This window comes from Pseudomonas sp. KK18, assembly GCF_037094675.1.
GTDB lineage: Bacteria > Pseudomonadota > Gammaproteobacteria > Pseudomonadales > Pseudomonadaceae > Aquipseudomonas.
Genome location: NZ_CP146605.1, coordinates 4521662 through 4536425, shown reverse-complemented (window position 1 = coordinate 4536425; position 14764 = coordinate 4521662). Strand labels below are relative to the sequence as shown.

General features: G+C 61.9%; 15 protein-coding genes. 6 read left to right on the top strand and 9 right to left on the bottom strand.

The window, feature by feature from the left end; genetic code table 11:
* Positions 1-9: 9 nt before the first annotated feature.
* The 6 genes from V6607_RS20575 to V6607_RS20550 form a co-directional block, all read right to left on the bottom strand.
* On the bottom strand, positions 10-1227 hold the full coding sequence (locus tag V6607_RS20575) for a PucR family transcriptional regulator ligand-binding domain-containing protein (RefSeq protein WP_003219540.1): 1218 nt from the start codon (positions 1225-1227) through the stop codon (positions 10-12).
* On the bottom strand, positions 1224-2492 hold the full coding sequence (gene codB, locus V6607_RS20570; protein WP_134326938.1) for a cytosine permease: 1269 nt from the start codon (positions 2490-2492) through the stop codon (positions 1224-1226). Before codB ends, V6607_RS20575 begins: the two co-directional genes overlap by 4 nt.
* Before the next feature lie 201 nt (positions 2493-2693).
* Complete coding sequence (locus V6607_RS20565) at positions 2694-3317, bottom strand: NUDIX hydrolase (RefSeq protein ID WP_134326937.1); 624 nt, start codon at positions 3315-3317, stop codon at positions 2694-2696.
* Between the two features lie 10 nt (positions 3318-3327).
* Complete coding sequence (locus tag V6607_RS20560; protein ID WP_102369443.1) at positions 3328-3780, bottom strand: GNAT family N-acetyltransferase; 453 nt, start codon at positions 3778-3780, stop codon at positions 3328-3330.
* 89 nt (positions 3781-3869) lie between these two features.
* Entirely contained in the window at positions 3870-4226 is a 357-nt protein-coding gene (gene queD, locus V6607_RS20555; protein WP_003190259.1) for a 6-carboxytetrahydropterin synthase QueD, read from the bottom strand.
* Between the two features lie 180 nt (positions 4227-4406).
* Complete coding sequence (locus tag V6607_RS20550) at positions 4407-5486, bottom strand: hypothetical protein (RefSeq protein WP_003219547.1); 1080 nt, start codon at positions 5484-5486, stop codon at positions 4407-4409.
* Between the two features lie 159 nt (positions 5487-5645).
* Between V6607_RS20550 and V6607_RS20545 the strand changes: the two genes are divergently transcribed.
* From V6607_RS20545 to V6607_RS20530, 4 genes are read left to right on the top strand one after another with little or no spacing between them, the layout of a single operon-like run.
* Positions 5646-5954, top strand: a complete 309-nt coding sequence (locus tag V6607_RS20545) for a PepSY domain-containing protein (RefSeq protein ID WP_003219548.1) — start codon at positions 5646-5648, stop codon at positions 5952-5954.
* Positions 5954-6277, top strand: coding sequence for a PepSY domain-containing protein (locus V6607_RS20540; RefSeq protein WP_008432790.1), 324 nt, complete (start codon positions 5954-5956; stop codon positions 6275-6277). The genes V6607_RS20545 and V6607_RS20540 overlap by 1 nt, the downstream gene beginning before the upstream one ends.
* The gene (locus tag V6607_RS20535) at positions 6277-6945 is read left to right on the top strand and encodes a response regulator transcription factor (RefSeq protein ID WP_003219550.1); all 669 of its coding nucleotides are present in this window, start codon (positions 6277-6279) and stop codon (positions 6943-6945) included. The genes V6607_RS20540 and V6607_RS20535 overlap by 1 nt, the downstream gene beginning before the upstream one ends.
* Positions 6942-8258: a sensor histidine kinase gene (locus V6607_RS20530; RefSeq protein WP_134326936.1), complete on the top strand. Its 1317-nt coding sequence runs from the start codon at positions 6942-6944 to the stop codon at positions 8256-8258. Before V6607_RS20535 ends, V6607_RS20530 begins: the two co-directional genes overlap by 4 nt.
* Before the next feature lie 136 nt (positions 8259-8394).
* On the opposite strand, the gene V6607_RS20525 is transcribed toward V6607_RS20530, so the two are convergent.
* Positions 8395-10542, bottom strand: coding sequence for a methyl-accepting chemotaxis protein (locus V6607_RS20525; protein WP_134326935.1), 2148 nt, complete (start codon positions 10540-10542; stop codon positions 8395-8397).
* Between the two features lie 374 nt (positions 10543-10916).
* Between V6607_RS20525 and V6607_RS20520 the strand changes: the two genes are divergently transcribed.
* On the top strand, positions 10917-12236 hold the full coding sequence (locus tag V6607_RS20520) for a Na+/H+ antiporter NhaC family protein (protein WP_161635727.1): 1320 nt from the start codon (positions 10917-10919) through the stop codon (positions 12234-12236).
* Positions 12237-12306: 70 nt separating this feature from the next.
* Complete coding sequence (locus V6607_RS20515) at positions 12307-13986, top strand: methyl-accepting chemotaxis protein (RefSeq protein ID WP_134326934.1); 1680 nt, start codon at positions 12307-12309, stop codon at positions 13984-13986.
* Between the two features lie 59 nt (positions 13987-14045).
* Here the strand turns inward: V6607_RS20515 and V6607_RS20510 are convergent, their stop codons facing one another.
* On the bottom strand, positions 14046-14360 hold the full coding sequence (locus V6607_RS20510) for a transcriptional regulator (protein ID WP_003219555.1): 315 nt from the start codon (positions 14358-14360) through the stop codon (positions 14046-14048).
* A complete protein-coding gene (locus V6607_RS20505) occupies positions 14350-14700 on the bottom strand; it encodes a toxin (RefSeq protein WP_032899042.1) in 351 nt (116 codons plus the stop codon). Before V6607_RS20505 ends, V6607_RS20510 begins: the two co-directional genes overlap by 11 nt.
* Positions 14701-14764: the final 64 nt, after the last annotated feature.

Below are 14764 nucleotides of genomic sequence, written 5' to 3'. Positions count from 1 at the left end.
AAAAAACAGTCAGGCAGACAGCCGCCAGATCATCAGCGCGATGCCGATGTCCAGGCGGTCATAAGCATTGTCCAGCGTCAGCCCGCACAGGGCTTCGATACGCTGGACGCGGTGCGTCAGGGTGTTGCGGTGAACCGCCAGCCGTTGGGCTGCGGCCACAAGGTTACCATTCTCGTGGAACCAGGCCTCCAGGGTCGGCATCAGGCTTGGGCCATGGTGCAGGTCGTGGCGCAGCAGCGGCCCCAGGCGTTCGTTGAGGAACTGATCGAGCAGGGCGCGATCACGTACGCCACTGAGCAGCTTGAGCACGCCCAACTCATCGTAGACACACAGCCCGGCGCGTTCACTGAACCGTCGCGCAGCGGCCAATGCCTGGCGCGCCTCATCCAGGGCCTGGGCCAGGCGCGCGGGTGGGTGCGCGGCAGCACTCAGGCCGATAAACAGTTTCAACGGTGCCAGGCGCAGATTCAGTGCCTTCAACCAACCCGCCAACAACTGACGGTTGGCCAATGCTGCACCCGCGTCTATCGCAGGCAGCAACAACGTCCATTGTCCGGCACGCCCCAGCACGGGCAGGCGCGACGGATGCTGCGCAGCAAACTGGCGCAGACGGCGGGTAATCGCATCGTGTTGTCGGGCAAGCTGCGTCTCGACCACTGGCGCCTCACCCTGGGCAAACAGCGCGTCGCTGCCGTCCAGTTGCAACTGGACGAGTTGCCAATGGCCGGCCAGCGGCATGTCCAACTGCGCAGCGCGGTGCAGCAGCAAATCCAGGGATTGGTAATCACCGGCCAGCAGGCGCTCCAGCACATCGTGTCGCGAGCGCCCCAACTGCTGCGACTGGATCAACGCCGAACCGATGGCCTGGGTCACCAGTACCATCTTCAACGAGTAAGGCTGTTCGATCAGCGGCATGCCCGCCGCTTGCGCCGCTTCCAGCAAACGCTGGGGAATCGCCTGGATATAGTCCGGCCCCGTGAGGATCACCAGGCCGGCGACCTGGCGCTGACAGGCTTCGTCCAGCAGCACCAACAGATTGGCCTCGTCCCGTGGATGATTGATGCCGGTGACGAACACCAGTTCGCCCCCCAGCACCCATTCGGCGATCCCGCTGTTTTCTGCGACATAGGGCCAGCGCACCGTGTTCTCCAGGCCGGCTTCCCCGGCCCGCAGGCACATCGATTCAAGGCCGGGCAAGGCCAGCACATCGGCGACTGTCAGGCTCATGCCTGGACGTCAGCCAAAGGTGCCCGCACCCGCAATACGCTGGTCAGCACGATGTAGGTCAGGGACGCCGCCACGATCCCCACCAACGGCGCCACCCAGGGTGAATGAAAGGCCAGCACCGTACCCACGGCATAGGCGATCAGCCCTGGCCAGTTGAAGGCCGGCAGGCGTGTATCGGCCAGGCGCGGATAGTGGCCGCGGTAGCGATAGAAGAAATCCGCCATGATCACCCCGCCAATCGGTGGGATCACCGTGCCCAGCAGGATCAGGTAGGGCACCAGCATGTCGTACATGCCCAGCAACGCCAGCAGGGTGCCGATCACCGCACCGGCCAGGGTCACCGTTTTGCGGCGCTTGGTGCGCAGCAGGTTGCAGCCGGCGACGGCGAAGTTGTAGATGGTGTTGTCCTGGGTGCTCCAGATATTCAGCAACAGCATCGCCATGGCCGCCATGGCGAAGCCTTGCAGCAGCAACACTTCGACCACGTCGGGCTGCTGGTAGACGATGGCGCCATAGGCACCGATCAACACCATCAAGCCGTTGCCGATAAAGAAGCCGATCAGGCTGGCCAGCACCGCGACCCTGGCCGAGCGTGAGAACCGCGTCCAGTTGGTGGCCTGGGTCGCGCCGCTGACAAAGGTGCCGAACACCAGCGTGATAGCCGTGGAAATGTCCAGCTCACCGGTCGGCACCACCGCCAGCAGTCCATCGAGCCCGCCGACCTTGACGGTGGCGACCCACATCGACAGAAACAACAAAATACCCATGGCCGGCACGGCGATGTAGGACAGAATCTCCAACCCGCGATAGCCCACGTAGGCCGTCGCGCAGAACACCATGCCAAACAGCACCATCAGCCCGAGTACGCTGCCCTGGCTCAACTCGAAATACTTGCCCAGTACTACGGCTGCGGTGGCGGTGCCCCAGGCGTACCAGCCGATCTGGGTAAAACCGAGAATCAAGTCGCTGAGTTTGCTGCCCACTTCACCGAAGCAGAAGCGCCCCATCAGCACCGAGTTCAAACCGCTCTTGAACGCGATGTAACCCAGGCCTGCGGCGTAGATACCCAACAGCAGGTTACCCAGGGCCACGATGCCGAGCATCTGGGTAAAGCTGAAGGCCACCCCCAGCTTGCCGCCGGCGAACATGGTCGCAGTAAAAAAGGTAAAGCCCAGCAGCACCATGGCGGTGGAGGCCAGGCCTTTGCGGGCATGCATGGGCACCTCGCTGAGAGGGTAGTCATTGCCCGGTTCGTTCTGCGTCATGTGCCGTTCTCCCTGAATGAGTGACGCAGGCCTATTGCACCCGTCGTGCCAAGTGCGAGGCAGTGATGGGCGCACGGTCAGGACTGTGCAGGTTGCACAGTATTTATAGCCAAACAGGAGAAACACGCAGGCGGGATTGGTCTTTCTGCCCAGTCAGGCGCGAAAGCGGTGCAGGGTGATACAAATTGGATCACCCGTTATTCAATCGAACAGGGTGTGAGTGGTCTGCCCGCGATGAAAGGCAAAAGCGGCCTCAAGGTCGCTTTCAATGGTGCGGCCACGGGACAGCGGCGGCAGATCGTCCAGGCTGAAGAAGCCAACTTCGGTGGTTTCGAAACCGGCCGACGGCGCCAGTTGATCAACCCGTTCGCACAGAAAGTAGAGTTTGTAGAAGTCCCGGATATCCGGCCGGTACAAGCCTTTGGCCTTGTGGGTGACGCTGTACAGCGCCTTGGCCGTGACCGTCAGCCCGGCCTCTTCGCGAATTTCCTTGACGATGTTTTCAGCCGCCGACAAACCAATATCCGCATAACCGCCGGGCAATGCCCAGCAGCCATCCGTGAGCTCGCGGACCAACAGGATCCGGTCACCGTCAATCACTGCGCCCCGCACATCAATCATGGGCGTCGAATAACGTTTGGCAAAATCCGGCACCAGCCCGGTGATGCGCTCCAGCGGTACTTCGCCCAATTGCGCCAGCATGCTGTGGGCAATCTGGGCGATTTCCTCAAGGCGCTCGCGCTCGAAGTCATCGGTGCAGAAGTGCAGCCCCGTGGAGGCCAATGCTTGCAGGCGCTTGGCCTGGGCCAGCCAGGTGTTTTCCATGGGAGCTCCTTCAGTGCGAGGCGGTGAGGTCTTTTTGCATGTAGACCCGACGCAAGCCGTTTTCCTCGGCCCGGTGGGTTTCCACATAGCCTTTGCGGGTGTACAGCGCGATATTTTCGGTCATCGCTTCATTGGTGTAGAGACGGATGGAGCCATGCCTGGCCTGGCCTTCCGCGAAGCCCAGCAACAGGCGCCCGTAACCCAAGCCCTGGGCACCGGGGTCGACGGCCAGGTTATCCAGCAGCAGGTACTCATCGTGATGAATCAGTACGACAAAGCCGCGGACCTGGCCCGCACTCTCCAGCACATGCACCCGTTCGGCGGCGACCTGCTGGCGATAGTCATCCAGCATCGGTCCTGGCTTGCGCCCGATTCGCTGGATGTAAGGGGAGTAGGCGGCGTGGACGATCGCTTCAATAGCGGCGATATCGTCGCCGGTAGCGGGGCGGATATGGGTTGGCATCGCAGCGCTTCCTGTACAAGAGGCCACGACTGTAAGGGAGTCTCCGGCATAAAAAAACCACCGCAAGGGTGGTTTTTTACGTCGCCGGCTTATTCGCCGCGATAGATGCAGCCGCTGGTGCAGGTCTCATGGATGCGAATCGCGCTGAGTTCCGGCAACAGCGGTTTCAGTTCATTCCAGATCCACTTGGCCAGCACTTCGCTGGTGGGGTTTTCGAGGCCCGGGATGTCGTTGAGGTAGTTGTGGTCGAGGCGTTCGTAGAGCGGCTTGAAAATCGCCTTGATCTCCGAGAAGTCACGGATCCAGCCGGTGTGCGGGTCGAGGTCGCCGCTGAGGTGGATCGCCACCTTGAACGAATGGCCATGCAGGCGCCCGCATTTGTGGCCTTCCGGAACGTGGGGCAGGCGGTGGGCGGACTCGAAGGTAAACTCTTTGAAGATTTCCACAGGGTTTTTCAGCTCGGTGAGGTGTCTGGCAGGCGGCGAGTTTAACAGTTTGTCGCGGCCGCGCGCATACCGCGTAGCAGCTGTCGAGCCATGGCGAGGCTGCGTTTGCGATTTGTCTGACAAACCGAGGTGCTGCCGACGCAGCCTCGCTTGGGCTCGACAGCTACTACGGAGAGGGCGCTAGAGAGCCAGCAGGCGTTCGCCCAATTGGCCATTGTCGGCCAGTTGCAGAAACTCATCCCCCAGCCGCTGGCTTTCGCTCATTGCGGTTTGCCAGTACTTGTTGCGGCCCGGGTCATCCCCCATGAAGCGCTTGAAGTCACTGCGGTCCGGCAGTTTGCCGTGGGGCAGTCGCGCCAGGTATTCCTTCGACGGCGCCAGCAGCAGGACATCCTGCAAACCCTGTTGATTGGCGCGGCGCCACGGCAAGCCTTTGTCGAACCAGCCGGGAATGACCCGGTCGGTGAAGTGCGGGTACAGCACGATGTCATCGCCGTGGTAGGGCAGGTCGAGGTGATAGTCCAGCAGGCCGCCATCGCGGTAAGTGCCTTGGCCTGCACCCGGCAGGTCGCGTACGCCTTGCATCACCATGGGGATCGAGCCCGACGCCAGCAAGGCCTGGCGCAGGTTGCCCAGTTCCAGATCAAGGAAGCGCGACGGGAAATCCTTGAGCGCATGCAGCGGTGGCGCCTGGCGTGGGTCGTGGACGATCAGCCGTTCGAAGTGCCGGGACAACCGCGCGCGGCCCCTCAGGTTGTCGGCGATCACCGAGGACAACCCCAAACCAAGCCGACCGCGATGATCGTCGGCGAGCAGGCCATGGCTTTTGACCACCATGATGTTCAGCCGGTAGTGCGGGTTGTCGAGCACGCGGGCATCGCGGCCGGCCAGCAAGTCATCGAGCATGCGCACGCAGCTCTGGCTGACTTCGGCCATGGTCACGCCTTTGGCAAAGCTTTGTGCGTTGTACAGCCGGCCCAGGTCGAGCAGGCCTTGCACCGGGTCGGGCAGGCACGCACTGGCAAACCGCCAGGAGCCTATCGAGGCGCCGATCAGCGCACGCTCGCGGGGCGCCCGGGGCAGCCAGTCACCAAACAGCGCCAGGTCCAGACCCTGGATGCCCAGCGCCTTGGGCCCGCCGGCAGCGCCGGGAAGGATGCCGACGTCCGCAGGCGCAAGCCCCTGCTCACGAATGCGTGCAAAAGCGCGTTTACCGGCCTTGAGGGTCAAGGCGGGGAACTTCATATGGATAGCAGTCATACCGGTCTCATTTACCGCGAGCAGGGCAGTATAGAAAATCTTGCCCGGTTGCAGGCAAAGGTCTCGCAGAGAATTGCCATGGTGGCAATTCAGTTTCAGTTAAGTTGGATCCAGTACCGTGAGCCCCGTAGGCAAAATATCCCGAAACGGAGACTCACCATGAAAACCCTCACAGCCTTGATCGCCAGCAGTATCATCGCCCTCACCGCAGGCGTCGCCCAGGCTCGCGACCTGGGGCCGGACGAAGCACTGAAGTTGCGCGACGCTGGTACCATTGTGTCTTTCGAGAAGCTCAACGCCACGGCGTTGGCCAAACATCCCGGCGCCACCGTGCATGAAACCGAGCTTGAAGAGGAATACGGCAAGTACCTTTATCAGGTTGAACTGCGCGACGCCCAGGGCGTCGAGTGGGACCTGGAATTGGACGCCGTCACCGGCGCCGTCCTCAAGGATCATCAGGATACGTAATGAAGGTAAATCTACGCACCAGCGTTCAAGTGGCGCTGGTGCTCCTGGCATTTTGCTCAGGCCTGGCCGCTCGTGACCTGGGCCAGGACGAGGCGCTTCGCCTGCGCCAGGAGGGTGTGATCGCGCCGCTTGAGCATCTGCTGGGCCCGGCTTTCGAGCGCTACCCGGGCGCCAAGCTGCTGGACGCCGAGCTTGAAGAGCACAAGGATCGCCCTGTGCGCTATATCTATGAAATCGAACTATTGACGGTGGAAGGCGTGGTGCGCGAGATCGAACTCGATGCCAACACCGGTCAACTGCTCAAAGACAAGGAAGACGACTGATGCGCCTGCTGCTGGTGGAAGACCACGTACCCCTGGCCGATGAGCTGATGGCCGGACTCAATCGCCAGGGCTATGCCGTCGACTGGCTGGCGGACGGGCGCGATGCGGTGTACCAGGGGCGCAGCGAACCCTACGACCTGATCATCCTTGACCTCGGCCTGCCGGGTTTGCCCGGGCTTGAGGTGTTGACGCAATGGCGTGCCGCCGGCCTGGCCACGCCGGTGCTGATCCTCACTGCCCGCGACTCCTGGGCCGAGCGCATCGAAGGGCTCAAGGCCGGGGCCGACGACTACCTCAGCAAACCGTTCCATCCCGAAGAGCTGCACCTGCGTATCCAGGCCTTGCTGCGTCGTTCCCATGGCCACGCCAATCAGCCCACCTTGCAGGCTGCCGGCTTGCACCTGGATGAGGGTCGCCAGTGTGTGATGCGTGATGGCGAGGAGATCCAGCTGACCGCGGCCGAGTTTCGGCTGCTGCGTTACTTCATGCTGCACCCCGAGCAAATCCTTTCAAAAAGTCACCTGGCCGAACATTTGTACGATGGCGAGACCGAGCGTGACTCCAATGTGTTGGAGGTCCACGTCAACCACCTGCGCCGCAAGTTGGGCCGCAGCGTGATCGAGACCCGGCGCGGCCAGGGTTACCGGTTTGGTGCCAGCCCGGCATGAAGTCGATCCAGCGGCGCCTGAGCCTGGGGCTGATCAGTGTGATGGTGATCGTCGGCCTGGTGCTGGCGCAGACCAGCCTGTGGCTGTTCGAAATGGGCCTGCAACGTTACCTGGAGTCCGGCTTGCGCAACGACAGCGAGAACCTGCTGGTGGCGCTGGTGCGCGGGCCGGCGGGTGTGCAACTGGATGAGCAGCGGTTGTCTCCTGCGTACCAGCGTCCGTTTTCCGGGCACTATTTCCGTATCGATTTTGCCGACACCCATTGGCGTTCCCGCTCGCTGTGGGACCAGGAACTGCCGCAGTTGCCCCACGCCGGGCTGAAGGGCAACCTGCAGTTGGGGCCGGAAGGCCAGCAGTTGCTGGTACTGCGTTCGGACTACAAACGGTTTGGCCAGTCGATTTCCATCAGCGTGGCCCAGGACTACACACCCGTCAGAGAAAGCTTTCGGCTGATGCGTCAGATCGGCTTGGTGCTGGGGCTGGCGGCGCTGTTGCTGATCCTGATTCTGCAACGGGTCACCGTGCGCCGCGCCTTGCGCCCGCTGGAGACCGCGCGCAACCAGATCGCCCAACTGCAGCAGGGCCAGCGCTCGCAACTGGATACCCAGGTGCCGGTGGAGCTGGAGCCGCTGGTGGCGCAGATCAACCATCTGCTGGCCCACACCGAAGACAGCCTCAAGCGCTCGCGCAATGCCCTGGGCAATCTCGGCCATGCCTTGAAAACCCCGTTGGCGGTGTTGCTGAGCGTGGCATCCAGCGAACAGCTCAAGGACCATCCGCAACTGAGCAAGCTGCTGCGGGAACAGTTGGAGCAGGTGCAGCAACGGCTTAATCGTGAACTCAATCGTGCCCGCCTGGCCGGAGAGACACTGCCGGGTGCCTTGTTCGATTGCGACGGCGAATTACCGGGGTTGCTCGCGACCCTGAACATGATCCATGGCGAACACCTGGATTTGAGTTACCGCGTGCCGCCCGGTTTGCAATTGCCGTGGGACCGCGAAGACCTGCTGGAACTGTTGGGCAACCTGCTGGACAACGCGTGCAAATGGGCGGATGCGGAGATTGTGTTGAGCATCGACGAAACCCCGGAAGGCTTTCGGTTGGCTGTCGAAGATGACGGGCCGGGGATTCCCGAGAGCCAGCGTGATCAGGTGTTCAGCCGAGGCACGCGGTTGGATGAGCAGACTGACGGGCATGGTCTGGGGCTGGGGATCGTGCGGGATATTGTCGAGGTGTGGGGCGGGGTGCTTCTGTTGCAGGAGAGCGAGCTGGGCGGGTTAAAGGTCATCATCGACCTGCCACGCCGCCATTGAAAACAAACCGTAGCAGCTGTCGAGCCTCGGCGAGGCTGCGTTGCGGTATGCCTGACACACCGCCAACGCAGCCTCGCCAAGGCTCGACAGCTGCTACGGGATACTCGGGCTGATTGCCGGAGTATCCCGCAACTCATCAAACCCTGAACTGATCCATCAGGCCCTGCTGCTGATTCGCCAGGCTGTTCAACGCCTGGCTGACCCGCGCCGATTCATTCGCCTGTTCGGACAACGACTCCGTCACATCCCGAATCGTCGCCACGTTGTTGTTGATCTCCTCGGCCACCGCACTTTGCTCTTCGGCGGCGCTGGCGATCTGCAGGTTCATGTCGCTGATTACCGTTACCGCATCGCCGATCTGGCGCAAGGCGGTCACGGCCTGGCCCACTTGCTCGACGCTGCCCTGGGCCTGGCGATGGCTGTTGCTCATGGAACCGACCACCTCCTGGGTACCGCTTTGCAGTTGCTCGATCACCAGGCGGGTTTCTTCCACCGACTCCTGGGTACGTCGCGCCAGGTTGCGCACTTCATCGGCGACCACCGCAAAACCGCGACCGGCTTCACCCGCACGGGCGGCCTCGATAGCGGCGTTCAGTGCCAGCAGGTTGGTCTGCTCGGCGATTGCACGAATTACTTCCAGTACCGAACCGATCTTCTCGCTGTTGGCCGCCAGTCCTTCAACCTGGGCCATCGCGGTGCTCATATCCGCCGCCAGGTGGCCGATGCTGGTGGTGGTGCGGTCGATCACGGTCAAACCTTCACGCGTCGCCTGATCGGCATCGCGGGCCGCCTGGGCGGCTTGCGCTGCACTGCGGGCGACGTCCTGGGCGGTGGCGCTCATCTCGTGGGAGGCGGTGGCCACCTGGTCGACCTGGCGGTATTGCTGCTCCATGCCGGCACTGGTTTCAGTGGCGATGGCGGCCGACTGGTCGGCGGTGCCACGGGCGTCCTGCACTGAGCGTTTGACCTGGGCAATGATCGGCTGCAGCTTGTCGAGGAAGCGGTTGAACCAGCCGGCCAACTCGCCGAGTTCGTCGTGTTTGTCGTAGGCCAGGCGGCGGGTCAGGTCACCTTCGCCACTGGCAATGTCTTCCAGCATGCGCGCCACACCGAGGATCGGCCGGGTCACGCTGCGGGCCATCAGCCACACCAGCAACAGGCCGACGATTGCTGCCAGTAGGCCCAGGCTCAGTTCCAGCAGGGTGCCCTTGGCGTTATCGGCGTCCAGTTTGGACTTCAGGGCCTCAGCCGGAGCCACCAGGACTTTTTCTGGAACATCCAGCAACACGCCCCACGGCTTGCCATCGGGGATCGGCTGGAACGGCGCGAGCACCTTGAGTTGGTGGTCGGTGCGCACGCTGCGGGTCTGGGTGCTGGTGGAAAGCGAACTGATCAATTGCGCGCCGTTGGCGGTGTCGACGGCATCCAGGCGCTGGCTGAGTTTGCCGGCGTCCGGACTGTAGCCGGCCAGCAGGCCCACCGGGCTGATGATGCTGACGCTGGTCTGGCCGTCGTAGAGTTTCTGGCTGGCGCCCTGGCTGACGGCTTGCAGGCTGTTGAGGTTGATGTCCACCGACAGCGAGGCGATGACTTTGCCGTTGACCATCAGCGGGAAGACGATGCTGGTCATCAGCACCTTTTGCCCATCGATCACATAGAAGTACGGCTCGATCACGCAGGGCTTGAGTGTGGTGCGCGGGCAGGTGAACCAGGCGTTGGCTTTTTCGCCGCTGGGTCCGACGCTGGTGTCGGACATGTCGCTTTCGGGCAGCGACATTGAAGTCAGCTTGCCCGCAGTCGGCTGGGACCAGTACAGCGCAAAGCGGCCCTTGTCGTTGCTGCCCAGCTCTTGCTGGTTGGCGAACAGTTCGTCCTTGCCATCCAGTGCGTTCGCCTCGAATACTAGGGACAGGCCCAGCAGGTCAGGGTTGGCCTGCAGCGCGGCCTTGACCTGGCGGGTCAGGTCTTCGCGCAGGTCGAAGGCATCCAGGAAGCGTTTCTCGGCCTGTTCGCGCAGGAACAACACCTGCCGGGAAAAACCGTGGCCGTATTGATAGGCGTCCATGAACTGCTGGCGAATGCCCAAGGCCTGGACCTCACCCTGGGCTTCGATGCGCGCCTGGGCGGCTTCGTCGAGCATTTCCATACTGGAAGCCTTGACCAGGTCGGAGCTCTGCGCCATGCGGTACAGCGAGAGACCTACCAGCAAGGTCACGATGCCCAGCAGGCAAAGACCGGCCAGCAGGGTAATTTTCCATTGAATGGACAGCTGTCTGAGCGACATGGAGCCTTCCTTAACCTTTCGATACGACAGAGACGATCTGCCTGTATCGGCGGCTCGGAAATTTTCTTTATTCAAACGATCAATTTAAACCTGTTTGTGTGGCGAGGGGGCTTGTCCCCCGTTGGGCTGCTTAGCGGCCCCAAGAAAAGCGGGAGCGCTGCGCACTCCAACGGGGGACAAGCCCCCTCGCCACAGACAAATCCCCTAACCACTGACAAACCTTCTCCCCACTTTTTTGACAAGGCAGGCCGGGTGCTGCAAAGTGCGCGCCCTCTAATAAAACTCCCTTAAAACCTGGTTTGCGGCAGCCGTTCCCGACAGCAGCCCGGGCAGGTGCGTGCTTTTTTCATGTTTTCTGTCTTGAGGTAACGATGATTAATGCAGTAATCGCCGCGGTCGGCACCATGCTGGTGCTCAGCTTGTCCCGCGTGCATGTGGTGATCGCGATCATTGTCGGCGCCCTGGTGGGTGGCCTGACCGGCGGCCTGGGTATCGACGCGACGCTCAAGGCGTTCAACAGCGGCCTGGGTGGCGGTGCGACGGTGGCGTTGTCCTACGCGCTGCTCGGCGCGTTCGCCGTGGCGATTGCCAAATCCGGCCTGGCCCATGCGCTGGCCGATAAAGCCCTGCTGCTGGTGGATCGCCAGGAAGCCACGGGCGGCAGTCACGTCAAATGGCTGCTGATCGGTCTGCTCTGGGTGGTGGCCATCGCCTCGCAGAACATCCTGCCTATCCACATCGCGTTTATCCCGCTGCTGGTACCGCCGCTTTTATATGTGCTGACCAAACTGCAGCTGGACCGCCGTCTCATCGCCTGCGTCATGACCTTCGGCCTGATCACGCCCTACATGTTTCTGCCGGTGGGCTTCGGCAACATCTTCCTGAATCAGATCCTGCTGGCCAACGTGGCCAAGAGCGGTGTCGACATCAGCCAGGTCAATGTCACCCATGCCATGGGCCTCCCAGCGCTGGGCATGGTGGTCGGTTTGCTGGTGGCGGTGTTTGTCAGCTACCGCAAGAAGCGTGTGTACGACCTGGAGAAGATCGAGCGAGTCGAGCAGGTGGCGGTGCACTACAACCCGCTGACCCTGCTGGTGGCCGGCCTGGCGATTGCGGCGGCGTTCATTATCCAGCTGTGGCTGGACTCGATGATCATTGGCGCCCTGGCCGGGTTCCTGATCTTTTCGGTGTCGGGCATCGTGCGCTGGCGCGACACCGATGACCTGTTCACCGAAGGCATGAAGATGATGGCGATGATCGGCTTCATCATGATCGCCTCGTCAGGCTTTGCCGAAGTGCTCAAGGCCACCGGTGAAGTGCAGACACTCGTGCAAGCCTCCGCGGCGTTTATCGGCCATAGCCGCGGTGTGGGCGCGCTGCTGATGCTGCTGGTGGGCTTGCTGGTGACCATGGGCATCGGCTCGTCGTTTTCCACGGTGCCGATCCTGGCGGCGATCTTTGTGCCGCTGTGCGTGCAGCTGGGCTTCAGCCCGCTGGCGATCGTGTGCATCGTCGGCACGGCCGGGGCATTGGGTGATGCCGGCTCGCCTGCGTCGGACTCCACCCTGGGCCCGACTTCCGGTTTGAACATCGATGGCCAGCACCACCATATCTGGGACACCGTGGTACCGACCTTCCTGCACTACAACATTCCGCTGCTGGCGTTTGGCTGGTTTGCCGCGATGACGCTCTGACGGGATTGTCCTACAGATTTATTGTAACTAGCCGTTAACCTCTTGAGTTGTCCCTCAAGAGAGAAGAGCCATGCGTCTGAGTCTAAAGGCCAAAGTACTGTCCCTTGCTGTCCTGCCCGTGTTGTTGTTTGCCGTGATCATCAGCCTGACCACGGTGTGGATCCTTCGGGAGCAGGCCCGCAACGAGGTCGAAGAAACCCGTCAGAACCTGCTCAACGACGCCAAGACCACCTTGCGCGGCTACGTCGAGGTGGCGATGACCACCATCAAGCCGCTGTACGACGCTGCCGCCCAAGGCGATACGGCCGCACGGACGCAAGTGGTCAAGCTGCTGTCCAACACCAGCTATGGCAAGGACGGTTATTTCTTCGGCTACGACTCCGAGACCATTCGCCTGTTCAAGGGCAACAGCCCGGACGGCGTCGGCAAAAGCTTCAAGGACAACCGCGACCCGAACGGCGTCTACGTCAACCGCGACCTGGTGAAAGTCGGCAAGGACGGCACCCACTACCTGCAATACAGCTCGACGCAGCCCGGCCAGACCGAGCTGGTGCCGAAGCTTGGCTACACCGAATACTTGCCCAAGTGGGACATGGTGATCGGTACCTCGGTGAACCTGGACGGCATCGACGCCCAGGTTGCCGAGGTTCAGGCCAAGGTGGAGAAACGCATGGAAGGCGTGGTGCTGAGCATCATCGGCATTGCCGTGGTGGTGCTGTTGGTGATTGCCGCCGTGGGCATGCTGGTGGCCAATACCATCCTGCGGCCGTTGCACCTGATGAAGATCAACCTCGACGACATTGCCGCCGGTGAGGGTGACCTGACCCGCCGCCTGGCCATCACCAGCCAGGACGAGCTTGGCGAACTGGCAGGCTCTTTCAACCGCTTTGTCGACAAGATCCACAGCCTGGTACGCCAGATCACCGAGATGACCTCCCAGCTTACCGGCCTGGTGAGCCAGGTCGCCGAGCAAGCCAACCGCTCGGAAAAGGCCATGGAGCGCCAGCGACACGAGACCGACCAGGTGGCTACCGCGATCAACGAAATGTCCTCCGCGGCCCATGAAGTGGCGCGCAGTGCCCAAGGCGCAGCCGTCGCTGCGCAGCAAACCGACGCCGAAGGCCAGGCCGCGAAAAAAGTCGTGGATGGCAGCATCGCGCAGATTCACGCGCTGGTGAACGACATCCGCAGCAGCGGCGTGTCCCTGGACAGCTTGCAGCAGGATGTGTCGTCGATTGTCAGCGTGCTTGGCGTGATCCGCTCGATTGCCGAACAGACCAACTTGCTCGCCCTCAACGCCGCCATTGAAGCCGCGCGGGCAGGGGAGGCCGGTCGTGGTTTTGCCGTGGTCGCCGACGAAGTACGGGCGTTGGCCAGCCGCACCCAGCAAAGCACCCAGGAGATCCAGGGCATGATCGACCGCCTGCAAAAAGGCACCGAAGCCGCCGTGGAGTCCATGCGCCGTTCCAGTGACGCCGGTGACGGCACATCGGCCCAGGCCAACGAAGCCGGAGCATCCCTGGACACCATGGCGCAGCTGATCGGCACCATCAACTCGATGAACGCGCAGATCGCCAGCGCGGCGGAAGAACAAACCGCCGTGGCCGAAGAGATCAACCGCAGCGTGCATCAGATCGCGGTGGCGGTTGACAGTGTGGCCGATGAAACCCAACAGGGTGCCCAGACCTCCCGCAGCCTGGCGGACCTGGGGCAGCGGTTGGGTCAGTTGGTGGGGCAGTTCAGGATTTGATTGCAGGCTTGAGCCATCGGCAACGTCCCGTTGCCGACGGGCTTGGCTGGATTGATCGATCAGGTCAACAGCGCCAAACGTTCCACCGTCTCCGGAAACTTCGACACCAGCCGAATCAAGGTTGCCGCCTGAGCATTGGGTGTGGCCCGGCCTTGCTCCCAATTTTCCAGGGTCCGGGTGTTGGTGCGCAGGTACATCGCAAACACCGAGCGCGACAGATTGAGTTGTTGACGCACAGCGACTACTTCGTCGGCAGTGAGCGGTGCCAGCTTGCTCAACTGCACCTTGTGGCTGCGCAGCGTTACCTTGCCTTCTCGTTCATCTGCCAGCGCGTCGAAGCCTTCGACCAGTTCGGAAAAGATGTCACGTTTCATAAGATTTTCTCGCTTTGATTTCCCTGTCCAGCAGGTGTTTGAGCGCCGTTTTGTGTTGAGCGCTCAGGTCGTCCTGTTCGTGTTTGCCATAAAGGGTGAACAGCCAGAACTGCGTACCGCCCGACCACCAGTAATAGATGACTCGCAGGCCACCCCGTTTGCCCTTGTTGCGTCGCTCGTCGACAAAGCGCACCTTGCGTAACCCGCCGGTTCCCTCTATCACGTTGCCCGCTTGCGGGTTTCTCATCAACTCTTGTTGAAAGCCGTGAAATAACTCATCACTCAGATAATCCCTGCGGTGCCGCTCAAAGGCCGGCAATTCGATAAATAGAGCATCCATGTTCTGTACGTAGCCTGCGTATAGTTTGGTGGCCCATCTGCGGTGGGTCAAGTGACCCTGCTGT